The organism is Serratia sp. K-E0102, from assembly GCF_029962625.1.
Taxonomy (GTDB): Bacteria; Pseudomonadota; Gammaproteobacteria; order Enterobacterales; family Enterobacteriaceae; genus Serratia; species Serratia sarumanii.
In genome coordinates this window covers 3,299,789-3,316,774 of record NZ_CP124754.1, presented here as the reverse complement: position 1 = coordinate 3,316,774, position 16,986 = coordinate 3,299,789, and the positions used below count along the sequence as shown (strand labels likewise).

Here is a 16,986-nt window from a genome sequence, read left to right as displayed (position 1 = left end):
TCAGACCCGCTGGCGGCGCAGCAGGTGCTGCGCACCTTCCGCCGCCAGCAGCAGCACCGCCAGCCAGATCGCCAGATAGGTTGGCCATTCGCTTTGGCCGATGCTCTCGCCGAGCAGCAGCGCGACGATCACCAGCAGCACCGGTTCCACATAGCTCAGCAGGCCGAACAGGCTGAACGGCAGCAGGCGGCTGGCGAGGATGTAACACACCAGCGCCACGGCGCTGATGACGCCGAGCAGCGGAATGCGCCAATACAGCTCGGTATTGATCGGCAACGCCGCTGCGCCGCCGTCGCCGAAGGCGAACCAGGCCGCCGCCGGCAGCATCAGCGCCAGCTCGCACCACAGCCCGCCGAGATTGTCGGTGCCGAAACGCCGCCGCAAAATAAAGTAGAGCGGATAGCCCAGCGCCACCACCAGCGTCGGCCACGAGACGCCGCCCGCCTGATACAGCTCATTGCCCACCCCCACCATGGCGCACGCCACCGCCAGCTTTTGCAGCAGCGACAGCCGATCGCGGTAGATCAAACGGCCCGCCAGCACCATGGTCAGCGGCAGCAGAAAATAGCCGAGCGACACGTCGAGCGCCTTGCCGTGCAGCGGCGCCCACAGGAATAACCACAGCTGCACCCCCAGCAGCGCCGAGGTGAGCAGCAGGCCCAGCAGACGCTGCGGCCGTTGGCCGATCCAGCCCAGCGTGTCGCCCACTTTGCGCCAATCGCCGGACAGCGCCATGAACAGCGTCAGGAACGGCAGCGTCAGCAGCGTGCGCCAGCCGTAGACCTGCTCGCCGTTCAGCGGGGTGAGGGTAGAGGTGAAGTAATACATCGCGCCGAACAAGATGGAGGCGACGACCGAGAGAGTGATGCCCTTAATCACACGCATTCCTGGTGAGTGATTGATTTTATGGCGGCTACTGTAGAGAAATTTGCCGCCAACGACAATGGCGTTGCCGGGCGCTGGACAATCGGCGGCGGCGGGTTACAATGAATACTGTGTATTCATACAGGCTTTAGCGATGACAATCGATCTTTTTGAAGACGCGCTGCCGCCGCCGTGGCGCGAAGAAATCGCCCCCGGCGCGGTGGTGATGCACGGCTTCGTGCGCGATCACGGGCCGGAACTGCTGGCGGCGGTGCAGGGCGTCGTCGCCCAGGTGCCGTGGCGGCATTTGACCACGCCCGGCGGGCACGTGATGTCGGTGGCGATGAGCTGGTGCGGCAACGGCTGGACCAGCGACAGCCGCGGTTACCGCTATTCGGAACGCGACGCGCGCAGCGGCAAACGCTGGCCGGCCATTCCGCCGATCCTGATGGCGCTGGCGGACGAAGCCGCGCAGCAGGCGGGATTCGGCCGCTTCGTGCCGGATTCCTGCCTGATGAACCGCTACGATCCGGGCAGCAAGCTGTCGCTGCATCAGGATAAAGACGAGCACGACTTCGGCGCACCCATCGTTTCGGTGTCGCTCGGGCTGCCGGCGGTATTTCAGTTCGGCGGCCTGCAACGCAGCGACCGGGCGCGGCGCATCCCGCTGGCGCACGGCGACGTGGTGGTGTGGGGCGGCCCATCGCGGCTCTGTTTTCACGGCATCCTGCCGGTCAAGGAAGGCTATCACTCGTTGGTGGGGCCGCACCGCATCAACATCACGCTACGCAAGGCGCTTTAGCTGCGGCTCCTGCGCCAGGCAGGCGACGAGATAGTCGATAAACACCCGCAGTTTGGGCGGCAGATACTGGTTGGGCGCGTAAAGCAACCACAGGCCGCCGTGATAGCTGCTGAGGAAATCCCACGCCGGCAATATCTGCACGATCTCGCCGTCATCGAGCGCCTGGCGGGCGGTAAAATACGGCAGGCTGCCGATGCCGATATGCTGTTTCACCGCGTCCAGCCGCACGCCGGTATGGTTGGCGGCGTAGCGACCGCGCACGTTGACCGCCACCGTTTTGCCGCTGCGGCGGAACTTCCATTGCGCGTCGCTCGGCGTTTCACCCAGATAGATGCAGCTGTGCGCCGCCAGATCGTGCGGGTGCTGCGGGGTGCCGCGCTGCGCCAGGTAGTGCGGCGTGGCGCACAGCAGATGGTCTATTCTCATCAACTGGCGGCCGATCAACCCGGGCGATGGGCGATCGGTAATGCGCAGCGCCAGATCGACCCGATCGTCGATCAGATCCATGTAGCGATCTTCCAGCCGCAGCCGCACGTCCACCTTCGGGTAGCGGCGCAGGAACTCCGGCATGTGCGGATGCAGCACGAAGCGGCCTACCGCCTTGGGCACGCTGACGCTGACCAATCCTTCGGGCTCCGCGGCGCCGCGCCCGCCGATCGCCATAACCGCGTCGGCCGCCGCCAGCAGGGTGCGGCAGTGCGCATACGCCTCTTCGCCGCTTTCGCTCAGCCGAAGTTTGCGGGTGGTGCGGTGCAACAGCTGCAGCGCCAGCGCCTGTTCGAGCCTTGCCACGCTGCGGCTGACGGCGGAAGGCGAAGTATCCAGCTTGCGGGCGGCGGCGGAAAAGCTGCCGCTCTCTACCACCTGAACGAAAACGGCCATTTCGGGCAACAGCGCGTAAGAAAAATTTGTGCTCATGACGCAAAGGTCCATTGTGATGACGGCGGATTATCCATCGATTATGACATGAATATAATGGCTCTTCGAACCGAGGAGAAAAATGATGACCGAACGACGTTATTACTACAGCGACGATGTACAGGGCCAGGCGCAGGTGTTGAGCTGTACGCCGGCCGAGGCGGGCGCCTACGCCGTAGAGCTGGACGCCACGCTGTTCCACCCACAGGGCGGCGGCCAGCCGTCCGACGTGGGGACGTTAGGCGGCGTCGCCGTGCTGCGGGTGCAGCAGCAGGGGGATACCGTGCTGCACTTTACCGCCGCGCCGCTGCCGCTCGGGCCGGTCACGCTGCAAGTCGATGAGGCGCAGCGCCGCCTGCACGCCCGCTGGCACTCCGGCGGGCATCTGATCGGCTGGCTGGGCGAAAGCCGGGGGTGGCGGCCGGTCAAGGCGCATCATTGGCCGGGAGAGGGGCGCATCACGTTCGCGCCAGGGCCGGATGCGCAGACGATAGAAGCGGACTTTTTGCAGGCGGAGCTGGCGCGCTTGATCGCCGCCGATCTGCCGCGCCGCCAACAGGCGGTGGACGGGATGCGCCAGGTCGGTTTCGGCGAACTGCCCGCCTACGGCTGCGGCGGCACCCATGTCGCCGCGCTGGGCGAGGTGGGCGCGATTGCTATCACCGGCGTAAAGATGAAGAAGGGGCAGCTGATCGTGCAGTATGCGCTGAGTTGAATTGAATAAGGGGGGCGGCTCAGCGCCCGGCCTGCCGCAGCTGGGTGCAGAACGCGCATTGGCATCCCGCCACCGGCACAGCCGCGCAGCTGCCGATGTTCACCGGCTGGGCGTCCATGGCGTGAAAGCCGTAAAACAGATTTTCGATGTTTTGTTCCGCCGCGCGCGCCTGTTCCGGGCGCGGTTCGGGCACTTTCGACTGAAACGCCGCGGCCTTGCCGGCCAGCAGGCAGAGAAACAGCAGCGACAGCTGGATTTTCATCGTCGTCTTCCTTTGGCTGAAGTTGTGATACGTTATAACAAAACCCCATCAATGCCAAGCGGCGGCGCTGCCGCCATTCACGGTATTTTTACGCACGGCAACAGTTCCTCATTCAAATAACACTTCGACACATTTCTTGCCGATACGCTGACTAATAATTCAAATTACAAAAATTGCCTCACTAAACGAATATTTAGATACTCGCTGTGCGGCCTGGCCAGTGCTGACACGTTTTTAAATTCTGAGCATACAGAAAGATGCCTCTGTAGGTATCGTCACGCACTCTGGACAGGACATCGCCACCATGGGCTCTTTTTTTAAGCAGATCTACCGCTATTCCCACGCGCGCCCTTATCGGCATAACGAAAACCTCTGGCCCTACGTGAAGATTGCGCGCGGCGAGGGCGGTGAAATCGCCGCCTTATGGTACAAGCACCGGCCGGTGCCGATCGTCCCGCTGAGCGAACTGCGCAACAGTTGCCGGGGGCCGGCGTTGTTGACGGCTACCGGCCCGTCGGTGAAGGCGCTGCGCTTCGAAAATATTCCCGCCATGCCCGCGATCGGGGTCAACGGCGCCTATTGCCTGCATCGGCAGGTGGATTTTCACTTCTACGTCATCGTGGACATGGGGTTTATCGATAACCGCCCGGAGATCGTGCGCGATGTCATTCAACGGCCGGCGCTGACGCTGTTCACCACCGTGCACGGCGTGGCGCGCATTCTCGATCGTTTTGGACAGGCGGCGATCGGCTGCCGATTGGCGATTGTCGAAGACGCGGCCTGCAAGATTTACCGTCCCCGGATCGACAGCGGCGCGCTGTGGGATCACTACTGCCGGGAAAACGGGGTGGAGTTTTGCATCGCGAACCGCACGCTCGGCTTCAGCCAGGATATCCGCTGTGGCATTTTCGATGCCGGCACCGTGGCCTATTGGGCGCTGCAAATCATCGCCTATCTCGGCTTCAGGCAGCTGTTTATCGCCGGGTTGGACATGAACAACTTCCACCAGCCGCGCTTTTACGAAACGGAGCTGGATCGGTTACCGACGTTCCTGTCGGACAAAGTGGAGTCGCTGGTGATCCCCGCTTTTCGGCATGCCGGCGCGGTCATGCAAAAACAGCAGATCGCGATAAAAAACCTTTCCCCGCACAGCGCTATCGGCAGCGATATCTTCGAGAAGGTGGACGGCAATGTTTACTTTCAGCAAGCCTGAGCGGTGTTATCGCCTCGGCAGCGCGCTGTTTTTAGCCTTCGCATTTTTAAGCGCGATCTTTTGCGGGCAGACCCGCGTCAACAACCTGTTTCATCTGGCGGCGCTGCTGTGGCTGGCCGCCGTGTTCACCTGGCCGCCGCTGCGGCGGCAGCTGTGGATCAATCGTCAGGCGCGTTGGGGCGGCGGGCTGGCGCTGATGTTTTTGCTTTATTATTCCCTCAGCGCGCTGTGGGGCGAGACGCCGGGTGACATGCAGTCGGCCCTGACCCACAGCGCCTATATCCTGCTCTATCTCGCCTGGCTGGTGACGCTGCTAGACGGTGAGCGGCGTCATCAACTGCAGTGGGCGATGCTGGCCGGCATAACGTCGCTGTGCCTGTATCTGACGCTGGTCGACGCCCCGTCGATTTATCATCTGCGGGAAACCACCGCCCGCAATCCGGGGCCGAGCAACGTGATCGATCTGGCCGGTTACGCCGCCATCGCCATTTTGTTGAGCCTGATGATCTTCCGCGATACCGGGCAAAAAGCGGCGCTGTGCTTTATCCCGCCGCTGCTGGCGTTCATGGTGCTGACGCAAAGCCGCGGCCCGCTGATCGCGCTGGCGTTCGCGGTGGTGGTGGCGATGCCTTATCGACACCGGCCGGGACGATGGCTGTGGTTTCTGTTGCCCGGCGCGCTGGCTGTGGTTCTCGCCGTCGTTTACAGCGCGATCGGCGAAATGTTGCTTACGCGTTTTGGCGAGCTGTATCAACAGAGCTTTGTTCGCATCAGCATCTGGCGCCACAGCTTGGCGCTGATCGAACAGGCGCCGTTCTTCGGCTACGGCTTTGATAAGCAGCTTAACTTTCTCAATTACACCGGCGAGCTGAACCACACCACGCACAGCCTGTACCTTGGCGCGTTGCTGAAGGGCGGCTGCGTGGGTTTCCTGTTGTTGCTGGCGCTGCTGGGATACGGCGCGCGGCTCGCCATCGCGCACTGGCGCGCAGGGCGGCGTTGGGAGGCGGGCCTGTTTCTGTTTATGCTGGTATTTTACAGTTCGCAGGGCATGTTTGTGATCGCCAATCCGGCGGAGTTTTGGTACCTGTTTTGGCTGCCGCTGGCGTTGCTGCTGTCGCAGCCTAAACGGATCGGGACTGTGCGGACGGCAGCGCCGCCAGCGTCTTCTCCAGCACCTGTTCCGCCGCGATGATGCTGAGCGGTTGGCGTCGCTCAGCGGCACTCAGCGCGGCGCTGTCAACCGGCACGTGCATCACCTGATGCCGTTCGCTGTCCTGATAGGGGCCGGTATGCCGCGGGTTAGCGGTGACGAACAGGCTGACGGTGGCGGTTTTCAACGCCACGGCGAGGTGGAGCGGGCCGGTATCGCCGGTCACCAGTACCTGCAGATTGGCGATCGTCGCCAGCAGTTGCGGTAGCGTGGTCGCGCCGATATGGCTTACTACCCGCTGTTGCTGCGCCTCGCTCAAACCCGCCATAAACTCCCGCTCGAGGCTGTGCTCCGCCTTGCTGCCAATCAACTCGATCTGACAGTCGGGAGAGTGCGCCAGCAGCCGTTGCGCCAGCTGAACAAAGTGGTCGACCGGCCAGCGGCGCAGCGTTTCGGAAGCGCCCATCTGAAAGCCGATCAGGATCTTGCCCGCCGGTTTGGCGCGCGCAGGGAAAGCGACGGGAATGAACATCGCCGGGTTATCGGTGCGGCAGCCCAATTGCCCCATCATATCCAGCTTGCGCTGAATCAAATGGCCGCCGGTGCTGCGGCTGACGCCGGTCAGCCAGCGCTCCATGCCGCTCGGTTTGTTGCCATAAATGTCTTTGAACAGGTATTGGCAGCCGGCGGCGATGGCGACCAGTACATCGTAAGGCGCCTTCGAGTGCAGGATGACCGCCAGCTGAGGCCGGTTTTTTCGCAGGCGCCGGATAACGCCCAACATGTCTTTGGCCTTGTGGTCCCAGTAAATCACGTCATGAAAGCAGGGGCTGCCTTCGACCAGCTGCCGGTTTTTATGGCTGGAGACCAGCGTGATTTGCGCGTCGGGATAGCGTTCGCACAGTGCGCGAATGGCGGGCGTGTTGAACATCAGATCGCCGAGGGCGCTGGTGGAGAAAATCACGATACGCTCAAAGGATTGCTGCGGATCGAAACTTGCTACGGGCCGGAAATTGCCCGCGATGCGGGTATAGAGACGCAGCCCGGCGTTGGCCGCCGCTATTTTCCACTGTTTAGACATTGCAGTTCGCTTCCGCTTGAGATCGGCGGCCACCGTCTGGCGCCGCGTCGTATCATACAAGCGCGGCAACGGCGGGCCAATGGCCCGCAACAGATTGCGACAGATGCTAACGTTATGCTTGCAATTGCCTCCGGGCGCCGCGCTTACTCCGCCCACACCTGCGTGCTGCGCGGGCTGTCCATCTGATAATCCGAATAGGGGCGAGTGAAAAACTCGCGTCCCAACTCGCGGGCGGCCTGCAGCGGATTGCGTGGATCGCGGGCGATCTCGCCGCGCTGATTGCCGGCGCCGTGCACCAGCCCAACGAAGGCGGAATGGGTGTAGCGGCTGAACTCCTGGATCTGATGTACGATGCCCAACGCCGCGCCGGGATAGGTCTCTTCCGACGCTACCGCCAGCCCGATGCGTTTGCCGCTCATGCGCTGGTGCACCTGTTCCGCCTGAGGGTAGGCATTGGAATAGAAGCTGAACGAGCGATCGAAAAAGGCCTTGGTTTGCGCCGACATGCCGTACCAGTAAATCGGCGTGCAGAATACCGCGCCGTCGGCCGGCAGGAAGTGCTCCAGAAACAGTTCGGCGTAGCGATCGGCCGGCGGCGGCGTATGGCGCTCATCGCTCAGAAAACCGCTCAGGTAATCATCGAGAAAATGCAGGCTGGCGGACGTGCCGGTTTCGGCGGCGCCCGCCATGATCGCCTGCGCCAGCGTGGCGCTGTTGCCGTCGCGGCGCGGGCTGCCGACCAGTACCACCAGACGTTTGGACTGATGAGTTGTATTCATGTCATGTTCCTCGGTATGAAGTGGATTCAGCCCTACTCTAGAAACAAGTAGTGGCAGGCGACAAATGACGACTTTTCTGCCAGGATGAGATCAACTCATCTCTAGAGGTTTCGCCATGTTCGCCACGCTACCCGTCAACGCATTACGCACCTTTGAATCTGCCGCTCGCCTGCGCAGCTTCAAGCTGGCGGCGGCCGAGCTGGCGGTGACGCCGACGGCGATTTCGCACCAGATCAAAGCGCTGGAACAGCAGTTGGGGTTTGCGCTGTTCGAGCGGGTGCCGCGCGGCGTGCGGCTGACGCCGAAGGGCGAAACGCTGTTTGCCGGGGTGCACGGCGCGCTGCTGGACGTCGCCGCCACGCTCGAAGGCCTGCGGCCGCAGCCCAGCACTGGATCGCTGTGCGTCTCGGTCACGCACTCTTTCGCGGCGCTGTGGCTGGTGCCGCGCCTGGGGCGTTTCTACCAGGCGTACCCGCACTATCTGGTGCGGTTGGAGGCCTGCGCAGAGGTGATCGATCTGCAGCAGGACGCCAGCGTGGACGTGGCGGTGCGCTACAGCCGCGCGCACTATCCCGCGCTGCATCAGACGGCGCGGCTGGAGGAAAGCTTTGGCGTCTACGCGGCGCCGGGGCTGGCCGCCGCCGAACCGGAAAACCCGGTGCTGATCACCGTCAAATGGGGGGATTCGGCGCTGTACGACAGCGGCTGGCGCGACTGGTGCCTGGCCGCCGGCGTGGACTGGTGGCAGCGCCATGCGGCGATGCGCAGCTATCACGAGGAGCATTACGCCCTGCAGGCGGCGGTGGCCGGGCAGGGGATGGTGCTCGCCAGCTCGGTGATGGTGTCCGATATGGTGGACAACGGTCTGCTGGTGGCGTACCGGCCGGAGGTGCGCGTACCGGGCGCCGCGTACAGCGTGCTGTGCGCGCCGGGGCGCGAGCGGCATCCGCCGGTCAGGGCGTTTCTCGCCTGGCTGCAGCAGGAACTGCCGCAGGGCAATGGCACGAAATAAAAGTTTTATCGTCCTAAGCTGTGGGAATATCAGCGAACTTTTGTTTTTACTTCACTGCGAGAACCTATCATGAGCCAGCCAAGAACTTCCGATTATCCGATTGATGCGCAATTTATCGAACGCTGGTCGCCGCGCGCGATGGCCAACGACGCCATCGACGATCAAACGCTGCTCAGCTTTTTTGAAGCGGCGCGCTGGTCGCCTTCGGCCTACAACATTCAGCCGTGGCGCTTTGCCTATAGCAAGCACGGTTCCGACAGCTGGGAGAACTACCTGGAATTCCTGATCGACTTCAACCGCGGCTGGGCGCAGCACGCCTCGGCGCTGGTGGTGATCGTCTCCAAAACCACCAGCCTGAACGGCGAACGGCTGGTGGACAACCCGACCCACGCGTTCGATACCGGCGCCGCCTGGGCCAGCCTGGCGCATCAGGCGCACCTGAAAGGCTGGCTGACCCACTGCATGAGCGGCATTCACCACGACAAGATTAAGGCGGCGCTGCAGCTGCCGGACGACTATGCGGTGCACGCCATGGTGGCGATCGGCAAACCGGGCGACAAGGCCCGCCTGCCAGATTTCCTGCAGGAAAAAGAGGCGCCGTCGGGCCGCCTGCCGCTGGGCAAAACCGTCAGCGAAGGGCTGAATTTCACGCTGTGATTGCCCGCTTACCCTCAGGCCCGCTTGGCGGGCCTTTTTTATGCGGCGAGTAAAACTTAGGGAGTATGTTCTCGTTCGCTCATTCGCTGTATATTTTGTTATATAGCGATGGCGTAATGAGGAGGAAACCGTGGGTGACCATTTTGGCAAAGGGCTGTTGGCGGGGCTAAAGGCGGAGAACCTGAAGCCGGAGACGGAGCTGTCGCGCTTTTGCTCCGACTACAAGCGCGGCTTTGTGCTCGGCTATGCGCACCATTTAGCGCAGCGCTGCGGCGACGAGAATCGGGCGGCGTTCGAAGCCGGGCAGCTGAGCCGCGCCTATGGCCTCGGCAGCGAGCCGATGAGCGAGTTTTTTTCCGGCGGCGACAGCCGGCTGGCGGAGAAGTTTTTCCGCGCCGGCTATAACCGGCCGACGCAGGGCTAGCGCGGGCGGGGCATCAGGCGGCGCTCAGCACCGCCACCATATACACGCACGGTTGATCGCTCTGGTTTTCAAAGCGGCAGTCCGCCGGTGGGCCGAGCTCCAGGCAGTCTCCCTCGGCCATGTCATGGTGCGCGTCACCTTCCACAAAGACCAACTCGCCGGATAAAACCCAGATCAGCTGACGCTTGAAGGCATACACCGAAGCCGGCATCGGGATCGTCGCGCCGGCCGGCAGTTCGATACGCACCAGATCGAGCGGCAGATCGGTGCGCGGCGACACGTGGCGCCGCACGTAGCCGCTCTCCGGATCGACCCAGACCGGTTGATCTTCCCGGCGCAGCAGCCGGCCTTCCTGCGTTTCCGCCCGGGCGATCAGCTTGGACATGCTGAGGCCGAACGCCCCCGCCAGCCTGGCCAGCAGCATCGCCGTCGGGCTGCTCTCGCCGCGCTCGATCTTATGAACCATCGCCCGTGAGACGCCTGCCTGCTCGGCCAGATCGGACAGCGACCAGTGGCGCGCCTCGCGTTCAAGGCGAATGCGTGCGCCGATCAGCTGATTTAGATTGTCTAATTTAATATTCATATCGTAGTATTATAGTGGACAATTGGCCGGGGTAAACCATGATTATACGAAATGCGACGCTCAACGATAGCGCGGCGATTGCCGCCATCTATAACGACGCGGTGTTGAACAGCACCGCCATCTGGAATGAACAAACCGTGGATGCGGCCAACCGCGCGGCGTGGATCGGCGAACGGCAGGCGGCGGGCTACCCGGTGCTGGTGGCGGTGAACGGCGCGGACGAGGCGATCGGCTACGCGTCGTTCGGCGACTGGCGCGCCTGGGACGGCTATCGCCATACCGTAGAACACTCGGTGTATGTCCATCAGGCGCATCGCGGTGAAGGGATTGGCAAAGCGCTGTTGATCGCCCTGATCGCACGGGCGCGGGAGATCGGCAAGCACGTGATGGTGGCCGGTATCGAATCCGGCAATCAGGCCTCGATTAAGCTGCATCTGGCGCTCGGGTTCCGCGAGGTGGGGCGCATGGAACAGGTGGGCGCCAAATTCGGCCAGTGGCTGGATCTGACTTTCCTGCAGCTGACGCTCGACGAGCGAACGGCGCCGCCGGCGCGCTGATCCTGGAGACAGGGCGATGAATATGCTATTGCTGCTGATCTCGGCGGGAATGGGGCTGGTGGTGCAGAATCTGCTGATGGTGCGCATTACCGAAAGCGTCTCGACCATCCTTATCACGCTGGTGATCAACTCCAGCGTCGGTTTGCTGCTGCTGGTGGGGTTGCTACTGGCCAAAAACGGCCTCGGCGCGGTGGTGGAAGTGACCGGCGCCGCCAGGTGGTGGATGCTGCTGCCGGGGCTGCTGGGATCGCTGTTCGTGTTTGCCGGCATCCTGGGCTACCAAAAACTGGGGGCGGCGGCCACCATCTCGATCCTGGTCGCCAGTCAGCTGTGCATGGGGCTGCTGGTGGACGTCTACCGCGCCGGCCCGGCGGCGCTGCGCGACAATCTGCCGGCGCTGGTCGGCGCCCTGTTGCTGGTGGCGGGCGCCTATCTGGTGGCGAAACGCAGCTTTTGACGGCGGCAGAAAGCAAAAAGCCCGCTCGGGTTTCCCTGAGCGGGCTTCTCTAAATATGGCTCCTCTGACTGGACTCGAACCAGTGACATACGGATTAACAGTCCGCCGTTCTACCGACTGAACTACAGAGGAATCGTGTGAACGGGGCGAATAATAGCGGGGCGGTTGCGGCTTGTAAAGCGTGAAAACGCCCGACGCGTTCGTTTGCTGCAAGATTGCCCAACCTGCTGCTTTTTCTCGCTTTTATCGCTTATCCCGCGCGCAGCGCCGCCGGATTGCCCGCTGTTTGGCGCATTTGCCTGCCGATGGTGCAACGGCTGCCCTGCGCGGTGGCGCGCGCCGCCCGGCGAACGGCCGTTGACCGCCGTATATCCCGCTTCCGTGGCCGTTTACCGACTCTGGCCTGGATCTTGCTGTGGTTGCCTGACCGGATTTCGGCATTCTCAATTTAGCGGCTCGCTGGAGGCACTATGAATTTCAGACGTCTGAAGTACTTCGTGAAAATCGTCGATATCGGCAGCCTGACCCAGGCGGCGGAGGTGTTGCACATCGCCCAGCCGGCGCTCAGCCAGCAGCTGGCGACGCTGGAGGGGGAGCTGAAGCAACAGCTGCTGATCCGCACCAAGCGCGGCGTGCAGCCGACCGAGGCCGGCAACATTCTGTATGCCCACGCGCAGACCATTCTGCGCCAGTGCGAGCAGGCGCAGAGTGCGGTCAACAGCGCCGGGCAGGCGATGAGCGGCCAGGTGTCTCTCGGGCTGGCGTCGGGCAGCACCGCGGCGCAGCTGGCGTTGCCGCTGCTGCAGAGCCTGCGCGATCAGCAGCCGGGTATCCTGCTCAGCCTGCATGAAAACGGCGGCGCGGCGCTGGCCGGGCAGGTGGCTAACCAGACGCTGGACATGGCGATGGTCTACGGCGCCAAAATGCCCGCCGGGCTGCACGCCATCGCACTGATGCGAGAAGATCTTTATCTGGTGGCGACGCGCGCGGTGCCGCATCCCGGCAACAGCGTCGAGCTGCTGGACGTGGCGCGGCTAAACCTGTTCCTGCCGCGCGAGGGCGATGCGGTGCGCAATCAGCTGGAGGAGGCGATGGCGCTGCGCAAGCTGGCTGTCAACGTGGTGGGGGAGATCGAATCCTCGGGCGCGTTGAGCGCCGCGATCGCCGGCGGGCTGGGGGCGACCGTGCTGCCGGAATCGGTGGCGCGCGCGATGATCGGCCCGGCCAAAGCCTGGATGGCGCGCATCAATGCGCCGACGATGTCGGTGCCGCTGTCGCTGTGCATGTCGGGCCAACAGGCGCTGTCCGCCCCGGCGCTGCTGGTCAAAGACCTGCTGCTGTCGATCGCCGGCGGCCGCAGCCAGGAGAAGCGCGCGCTGGCGTTGGTGCGTTAAGGAAAAAATGGCCCGCCGCAGCGGGCCTGAGAACCGTTACCGGAACGGCGGTTCGTTGAAGGTGCGCAGCTTGCGCGAGTGCAGGCGATCGCCCTCGGCGCGCAGCAGATCGATGGCGCAGATGCCGATCTGCAGGTGCTCGGAGATCGCTCCTTCGTAGAAGCGGTTGGCCTGGCCCGGCAGTTTTATTTCGCCGTGCAACGGTTTGTCGGAGACGCACAACAGCGTGCCGTACGGCACCCGGAAGCGGTAACCCTGGGCGGCGATGGTGGCGCTCTCCATGTCGACCGCCACCGCGCGGCTGAGGTTGAAGCGCCGCGCCGAAGCGGAATAGCGCAGCTCCCAGTTGCGATCGTCGGTGGTGACCACGGTGCCGGTGCGCAAACGCTGTTTGACCTCTTCGCCGGGCATGCCGCTGACCATCTTGGTGGCGTCGTACAGGGCGCGCTGCACCTCGGCGATGCTCGGGATCGGAATATCCGGCGGCAGCACCGCATCCAGCACGTGATCGTCGCGCAGATAGGCGTGGGCCAGCACGTAATCGCCGATCTTCTGGCTTTCGCGCAGGCCGCCGCAGTGGCCGATCATCAGCCAGGCGCTCGGGCGCAGCACCGCCAGGTGATCGCAGATGGTTTTGGCGTTGGACGGGCCGACGCCGATGTTGATCAGCGTAATGCCCTGGCCGGTGCGCGAGATCAGGTGATAGGCCGGCATCTGGTGGTTTTTCCACGCCAGATCGGACACCGCCTGCTCCGGGGCGCGGGTTTCCGGCGTGATATAGGTGCCGCCGGCGCTGGAGAGGGCGATGTAGGGGCTGGCCGGATCGGCGATCTGGGCGCAGGCCCAGCGCACGAACTCATCCACATAGCGGGTGTAGTTGGTGAACAGCACGAACGGCTGGAAGTGTTCCACCGGCGTGCCGGTGTAGTGCCGCAGCCGCGCCAGCGAGAAATCCGCGCGCAGCGCATCGAAATGCGACAGCGGGAAATGGCTGTCGGTGGCGTGGTACAGGCCGTCGGCGGTCTCGTCACCGATCTGCGCCAGCTCGGTGGTGGGGAAATGCTGCGCGATGCCGGCGCTCATCGAGCGATCGAGCGCCAGGCTGGAGCCGTCGATCACGTAAGGGAACGGGATCTCCTGCTGCGACGGCGCCACTTCGATATGGGCGGCGTAATCGTGCTCCAGCATCGCCAGCTGTTCGGCCAGATAGTGGCGGAACAGCTGCGGCCGGGTCACGGTGGTGCTGTAGCTGCCGGGATGGGTAAAGCGGCCGAAGGCGCGGGTTTTGTTCGGGCCGGACTGCTGCCCGTCCCAGCTGACGCGCAGCTCGGGATACACGAACAGCCCGGCGGCGCGCGCCTGCGCATCCGGCAGCGTGCCGTGGTTGATAAAGTCGCTGACCGCCTGACGCAGCGCGTCTACCGCGGCGTCATACAGGGCTTCCAGTTGATCGAGTGCCTGATCGGCGCTGAGGCCGCTGCGAGGTGGGGCATAGCTCATACTTTCTCCTTGGATGTCCCGGCTCTGTGGCGGGGTTGCGGCGTTTTACCGTCACAGGTTAGCCGAAGAAGGGCGTAAAAGCTTGGTCGAAATGACGGGCGCAGCAAAGAAAATACCGCGCCCGTGAAGGCGTGGGGATCAGGAGGAAGGGGCGGCCGCCTCGACCTTCAGCGACACCAGGCCGATGCCCAGCTTCTTCGGCGTGAAGCCGCCGCTGGCGCTCTCTTTCGGCTCGGTCGGCGCCGGCGGGGTAATGCTGATCTTCTGCGCGCCGCGCGGGTTGTCGAAGCGCAGGGTGACGGTGCTGTCCTGTTCGCCTAGCGACACGAAACGCTCTTCGTCGCCGACGCGCACCGAAATCGGTTCGCCGACGTTATTGCCGTAGGCGCGGGCGCGCAGCACCAGATCGAAGCGCTTCGGCAGCGGATCGACGTAATCGATGTCGACCGCCGGCGCCAGGTTGGCGTCGGACCAGCGGCCCCACTCCTCGACGCCGGAAACGCCGGTGATGGCCTTCACCTGCTCCGGCAGGCCGGGCAGCATGAACTCGATGCTGTCCGCCCGGTACTTCATCGCCGCGTCGTCCACCTGCAGGCGGGCGACGGCGTTTTGATAATCGGCGACGCTGTCCGCTGCCGGGGCGGTAAAGCTCACCTTGCCGCGGAAGCGTTCGCCGCTGGCCTGCACGATCTGCGGCGGCGAGGCTAGGGTGCCGGAGGCCACGCAGATGTCGGTGCTCAGCGCCAGCTGCGGCGCCCAGACCCGGCCGATCTCGTAGCATTTATCGACCCAGACGAATTTCTCCCCCGCGCCCAGCCCGGCCAGCTGCTTGCGCAGCGGGGTGGAAAGGTAGACGTTGAACATCGGTTCGATGCGGTTATCGCCCACCCGCAGAATGAACGGCACCTTGTAGGTGACGCCGGAGAAGCTGAAGCTGCGCTGGCGCGTGTCCACGCTGTAGTCGCTGATGCGGTTCGGCAGGCCCCACTGGTTGATCACCGCCGGTTTCCAGCCGTTGATTTTCTCTTCGATGTTCAGGAACACCGTAGACAGCGACGGCGCCGACAGGCTGCTGCGGCCGAGGCCGATGTAGTTGTCGCCGCCCATCACGTCCAGCACCGTGGCGCCGTTGTCCAGCGTGCTGCGCTTCTCGTTGCGCTGTTCCGCCAGCGGCCGGGTGCCGTCGATGATGAAGAACAGGTTGCGGCGCTTCTGTTTGGTCAGGATATCGTAGGCGGTGTTGTTCATCGCCAGATGATCGGAGGACACCACGATCACGGTGTTGCTGAAATAGGGCGAGCGTTTGATCTTGTCGATCAGCGCGGCGATGTGTTGCTGGCTGCAGGCCACCGCGCTCAGCGAGCGGTTTTCCTTGTTCTGCCAGGCGTAACTTTTCTTGCTGCAGCCGGCGGAGATAAAGCCGTCCGGGTGATGGGTATCGACGGTCAGGGTAAACAGCGAGAAGGGTTGGCGCTGCTTGGACAGCTCGACGAACTTGCCGTACACCACGTCCAGCACGCTGTCGTCGTACCAGCCCCAGTCGTTTTTGTAGCTCGGATCGGCGACCTGTTCGCGCAGCTCTTTGAAGCCGTAAACGTGGTCGAAGCCGTGGGATTTCAGGAAGGTGTCTTTACCGGCAAATGCCAGCTCGGCGCCCTGATAGAAATAGTTGCTGTAGCCGGCGGCCTTCAGCACGTCGCCCAGGCAGACGTTCTCCGGGTAGAAGGTGGAGACCGCGCTGGAGGCGTTGCCGTCGAAGGGCGCGAACAGCGGAATGCCGCACTGCGAGGCGACCATGCCGGCGATGGTATAGCCGGTGCCCGGCAGCTGCTGGGTGTTGCTGAAATCGATGCTGTCCGTGCGCAGGGTGTTCAGCTCGTCGGCCAGGCCGGGAAACAGCTCGGCGTCGAAGTAGGTGCGCTCCAGGCTCTCGGCATAAATGTACACCAGGTTCGGCCGCTTGCCCTGCACGGTCTTTTTCGGCGCCTTGTAATAGGTGGCGAAATCGGCGGTATCGCCGACGATCTGGCTCTTGACCAGCAGCGAGATGTCCTGAAACGCCGGGGTGGTGCCGACCGAGAACAGCGCCAGCAGCACGGCGACGATGCTGTAGGCCACGCTGCTGCCTTTGGCCTTGCGGCGCAGCAGGCTGCGAGCCAGCACCGCGAAGATAAGCCCCAGCGCCGCCAGCAGGCCGATAAACGGCAGCACGTATTTGCTGATGCCCGCGCCTTTGAGGCTGCTGGTGACGGTGTAGATCACCGCGTCGGTGATGCCGTCGCCGGTGAAGTAGTTGCTGGCGATCAGGATGACGTTCAGCACCAGATAGCTGCCGAGCAGCGTCAGCAGAATGGCGAACCACCAGCGGTTGGCGGCGGCCCGGGTGCGATAAATCAAAATCGACGCCAAAAAGAGAACAAACGAAACGACTGCTAAAACCATCCGCCAAACCCTGTCTGATTGAAATAAAACCGTTGCTGCCCTGGTCTGCGCCGCCGAGCGTGCCGCGGCGCGAAAAGTGAAGGGTATAGCCTATTGCCGGCGGCGGAACAACGCGCGATCTCCCGCTACGGCCGACGAACGGCGGCTATTGTACATTTTTATGACAATAGTGT

The 16,986-nt window shown here is 63.3% G+C and carries 18 protein-coding genes and 1 tRNA gene; 10 read left to right on the top strand and 9 right to left on the bottom strand.

Going from position 1 to position 16,986, the window contains the following annotated elements; translation table 11 throughout:
• Complete coding sequence (rarD, locus tag SSARUM2_RS15940) at positions 1-879, bottom strand: EamA family transporter RarD (protein ID WP_060421744.1); 879 nt, start codon at positions 877-879, stop codon at positions 1-3.
• A 139-nt stretch (positions 880-1,018) separates the two neighbouring features.
• Between rarD and alkB the strand changes: the two genes are divergently transcribed.
• Positions 1,019-1,666, top strand: coding sequence for a DNA oxidative demethylase AlkB (gene alkB / locus SSARUM2_RS15935; protein WP_060388008.1), 648 nt, complete (start codon positions 1,019-1,021; stop codon positions 1,664-1,666).
• On the opposite strand, the gene SSARUM2_RS15930 is transcribed toward alkB, so the two are convergent.
• Positions 1,649-2,584 (bottom strand): LysR family transcriptional regulator, encoded by a 936-nt coding sequence (locus SSARUM2_RS15930; RefSeq protein WP_060438503.1) that lies wholly within the window; start codon positions 2,582-2,584, stop codon positions 1,649-1,651. The genes alkB and SSARUM2_RS15930 overlap by 18 nt on opposite strands.
• An 85-nt stretch (positions 2,585-2,669) precedes the next feature.
• On the opposite strand from SSARUM2_RS15930, the gene SSARUM2_RS15925 reads away from it, so the two are divergent.
• Positions 2,670-3,299 (top strand): hypothetical protein, encoded by a 630-nt coding sequence (locus SSARUM2_RS15925; protein WP_060438504.1) that lies wholly within the window; start codon positions 2,670-2,672, stop codon positions 3,297-3,299.
• 19 nt (positions 3,300-3,318) lie between these two features.
• Here the strand turns inward: SSARUM2_RS15925 and SSARUM2_RS15920 are convergent, their stop codons facing one another.
• Complete coding sequence (locus tag SSARUM2_RS15920) at positions 3,319-3,561, bottom strand: hypothetical protein (RefSeq protein WP_033635174.1); 243 nt, start codon at positions 3,559-3,561, stop codon at positions 3,319-3,321.
• 304 nt (positions 3,562-3,865) lie between these two features.
• Here SSARUM2_RS15920 and SSARUM2_RS15915 point away from each other — a divergent pair, with 304 nt between their 5' ends.
• Together SSARUM2_RS15915 and SSARUM2_RS15910 are read left to right on the top strand one after the other, a co-directional pair.
• Positions 3,866-4,774, top strand: coding sequence for a hypothetical protein (locus tag SSARUM2_RS15915; RefSeq protein WP_060438505.1), 909 nt, complete (start codon positions 3,866-3,868; stop codon positions 4,772-4,774).
• Positions 4,752-5,969: an O-antigen ligase family protein gene (locus SSARUM2_RS15910; RefSeq protein WP_060421732.1), complete on the top strand. Its 1,218-nt coding sequence runs from the start codon at positions 4,752-4,754 to the stop codon at positions 5,967-5,969. Before SSARUM2_RS15915 ends, SSARUM2_RS15910 begins: the two co-directional genes overlap by 23 nt.
• Here SSARUM2_RS15910 and SSARUM2_RS15905 read toward each other — a convergent pair.
• Both SSARUM2_RS15905 and SSARUM2_RS15900 read right to left on the bottom strand, forming a co-directional pair.
• Positions 5,899-7,008, bottom strand: a complete 1,110-nt coding sequence (locus tag SSARUM2_RS15905) for a glycosyltransferase family 9 protein (RefSeq protein WP_047571423.1) — start codon at positions 7,006-7,008, stop codon at positions 5,899-5,901. The genes SSARUM2_RS15910 and SSARUM2_RS15905 overlap by 71 nt on opposite strands.
• 143 nt (positions 7,009-7,151) lie before the next feature.
• Positions 7,152-7,787 (bottom strand): flavodoxin family protein, encoded by a 636-nt coding sequence (locus tag SSARUM2_RS15900; protein WP_060452552.1) that lies wholly within the window; start codon positions 7,785-7,787, stop codon positions 7,152-7,154.
• A 115-nt stretch (positions 7,788-7,902) separates the two neighbouring features.
• Here SSARUM2_RS15900 and SSARUM2_RS15895 point away from each other — a divergent pair, with 115 nt between their 5' ends.
• From SSARUM2_RS15895 to SSARUM2_RS15885, 3 genes are all read left to right on the top strand, one after another.
• A complete protein-coding gene (locus tag SSARUM2_RS15895; RefSeq protein ID WP_033635169.1) occupies positions 7,903-8,799 on the top strand; it encodes a LysR substrate-binding domain-containing protein in 897 nt (298 codons plus the stop codon).
• 69 nt (positions 8,800-8,868) lie between these two features.
• Positions 8,869-9,456: a nitroreductase family protein gene (locus tag SSARUM2_RS15890; RefSeq protein ID WP_033635168.1), complete on the top strand. Its 588-nt coding sequence runs from the start codon at positions 8,869-8,871 to the stop codon at positions 9,454-9,456.
• A gap of 130 nt (positions 9,457-9,586) precedes the next feature.
• Positions 9,587-9,880 carry a DUF2623 family protein gene (locus tag SSARUM2_RS15885; RefSeq protein WP_038878018.1) on the top strand — a complete coding sequence of 98 codons (294 nt, stop codon included), beginning with the start codon at positions 9,587-9,589 and terminating at the stop codon, positions 9,878-9,880.
• Positions 9,881-9,893: 13 nt separating this feature from the next.
• Here SSARUM2_RS15885 and SSARUM2_RS15880 read toward each other — a convergent pair whose 3' ends face one another.
• On the bottom strand, positions 9,894-10,463 hold the full coding sequence (locus SSARUM2_RS15880) for an XRE family transcriptional regulator (protein ID WP_033654909.1): 570 nt from the start codon (positions 10,461-10,463) through the stop codon (positions 9,894-9,896).
• Between the two features lie 38 nt (positions 10,464-10,501).
• Here SSARUM2_RS15880 and SSARUM2_RS15875 point away from each other — a divergent pair, with 38 nt between their 5' ends.
• Together SSARUM2_RS15875 and SSARUM2_RS15870 are read left to right on the top strand one after the other, a co-directional pair.
• Positions 10,502-11,020: a GNAT family N-acetyltransferase gene (locus tag SSARUM2_RS15875; RefSeq protein ID WP_033654908.1), complete on the top strand. Its 519-nt coding sequence runs from the start codon at positions 10,502-10,504 to the stop codon at positions 11,018-11,020.
• A 16-nt stretch (positions 11,021-11,036) separates the two neighbouring features.
• Positions 11,037-11,477, top strand: a complete 441-nt coding sequence (locus tag SSARUM2_RS15870; protein WP_060452553.1) for a DMT family transporter — start codon at positions 11,037-11,039, stop codon at positions 11,475-11,477.
• Between the two features lie 56 nt (positions 11,478-11,533).
• Here the strand turns inward: SSARUM2_RS15870 and SSARUM2_RS15865 are convergent.
• Positions 11,534-11,609 (bottom strand) — tRNA-Asn (locus SSARUM2_RS15865).
• A gap of 338 nt (positions 11,610-11,947) precedes the next feature.
• Between SSARUM2_RS15865 and nac the strand changes: the two genes are divergently transcribed.
• Complete coding sequence (gene nac / locus SSARUM2_RS15860) at positions 11,948-12,871, top strand: nitrogen assimilation transcriptional regulator NAC (protein WP_033635160.1); 924 nt, start codon at positions 11,948-11,950, stop codon at positions 12,869-12,871.
• A 36-nt stretch (positions 12,872-12,907) separates the two neighbouring features.
• Here the strand turns inward: nac and SSARUM2_RS15855 are convergent, their stop codons facing one another.
• Entirely contained in the window at positions 12,908-14,371 is a 1,464-nt protein-coding gene (locus SSARUM2_RS15855; RefSeq protein WP_060436469.1) for an AMP nucleosidase, read from the bottom strand.
• A 138-nt stretch (positions 14,372-14,509) separates the two neighbouring features.
• On the bottom strand, positions 14,510-16,813 hold the full coding sequence (opgB, locus tag SSARUM2_RS15850) for a phosphatidylglycerol--membrane-oligosaccharide glycerophosphotransferase (RefSeq protein WP_060438510.1): 2,304 nt from the start codon (positions 16,811-16,813) through the stop codon (positions 14,510-14,512).
• Positions 16,814-16,986 lie beyond the last annotated feature (173 nt).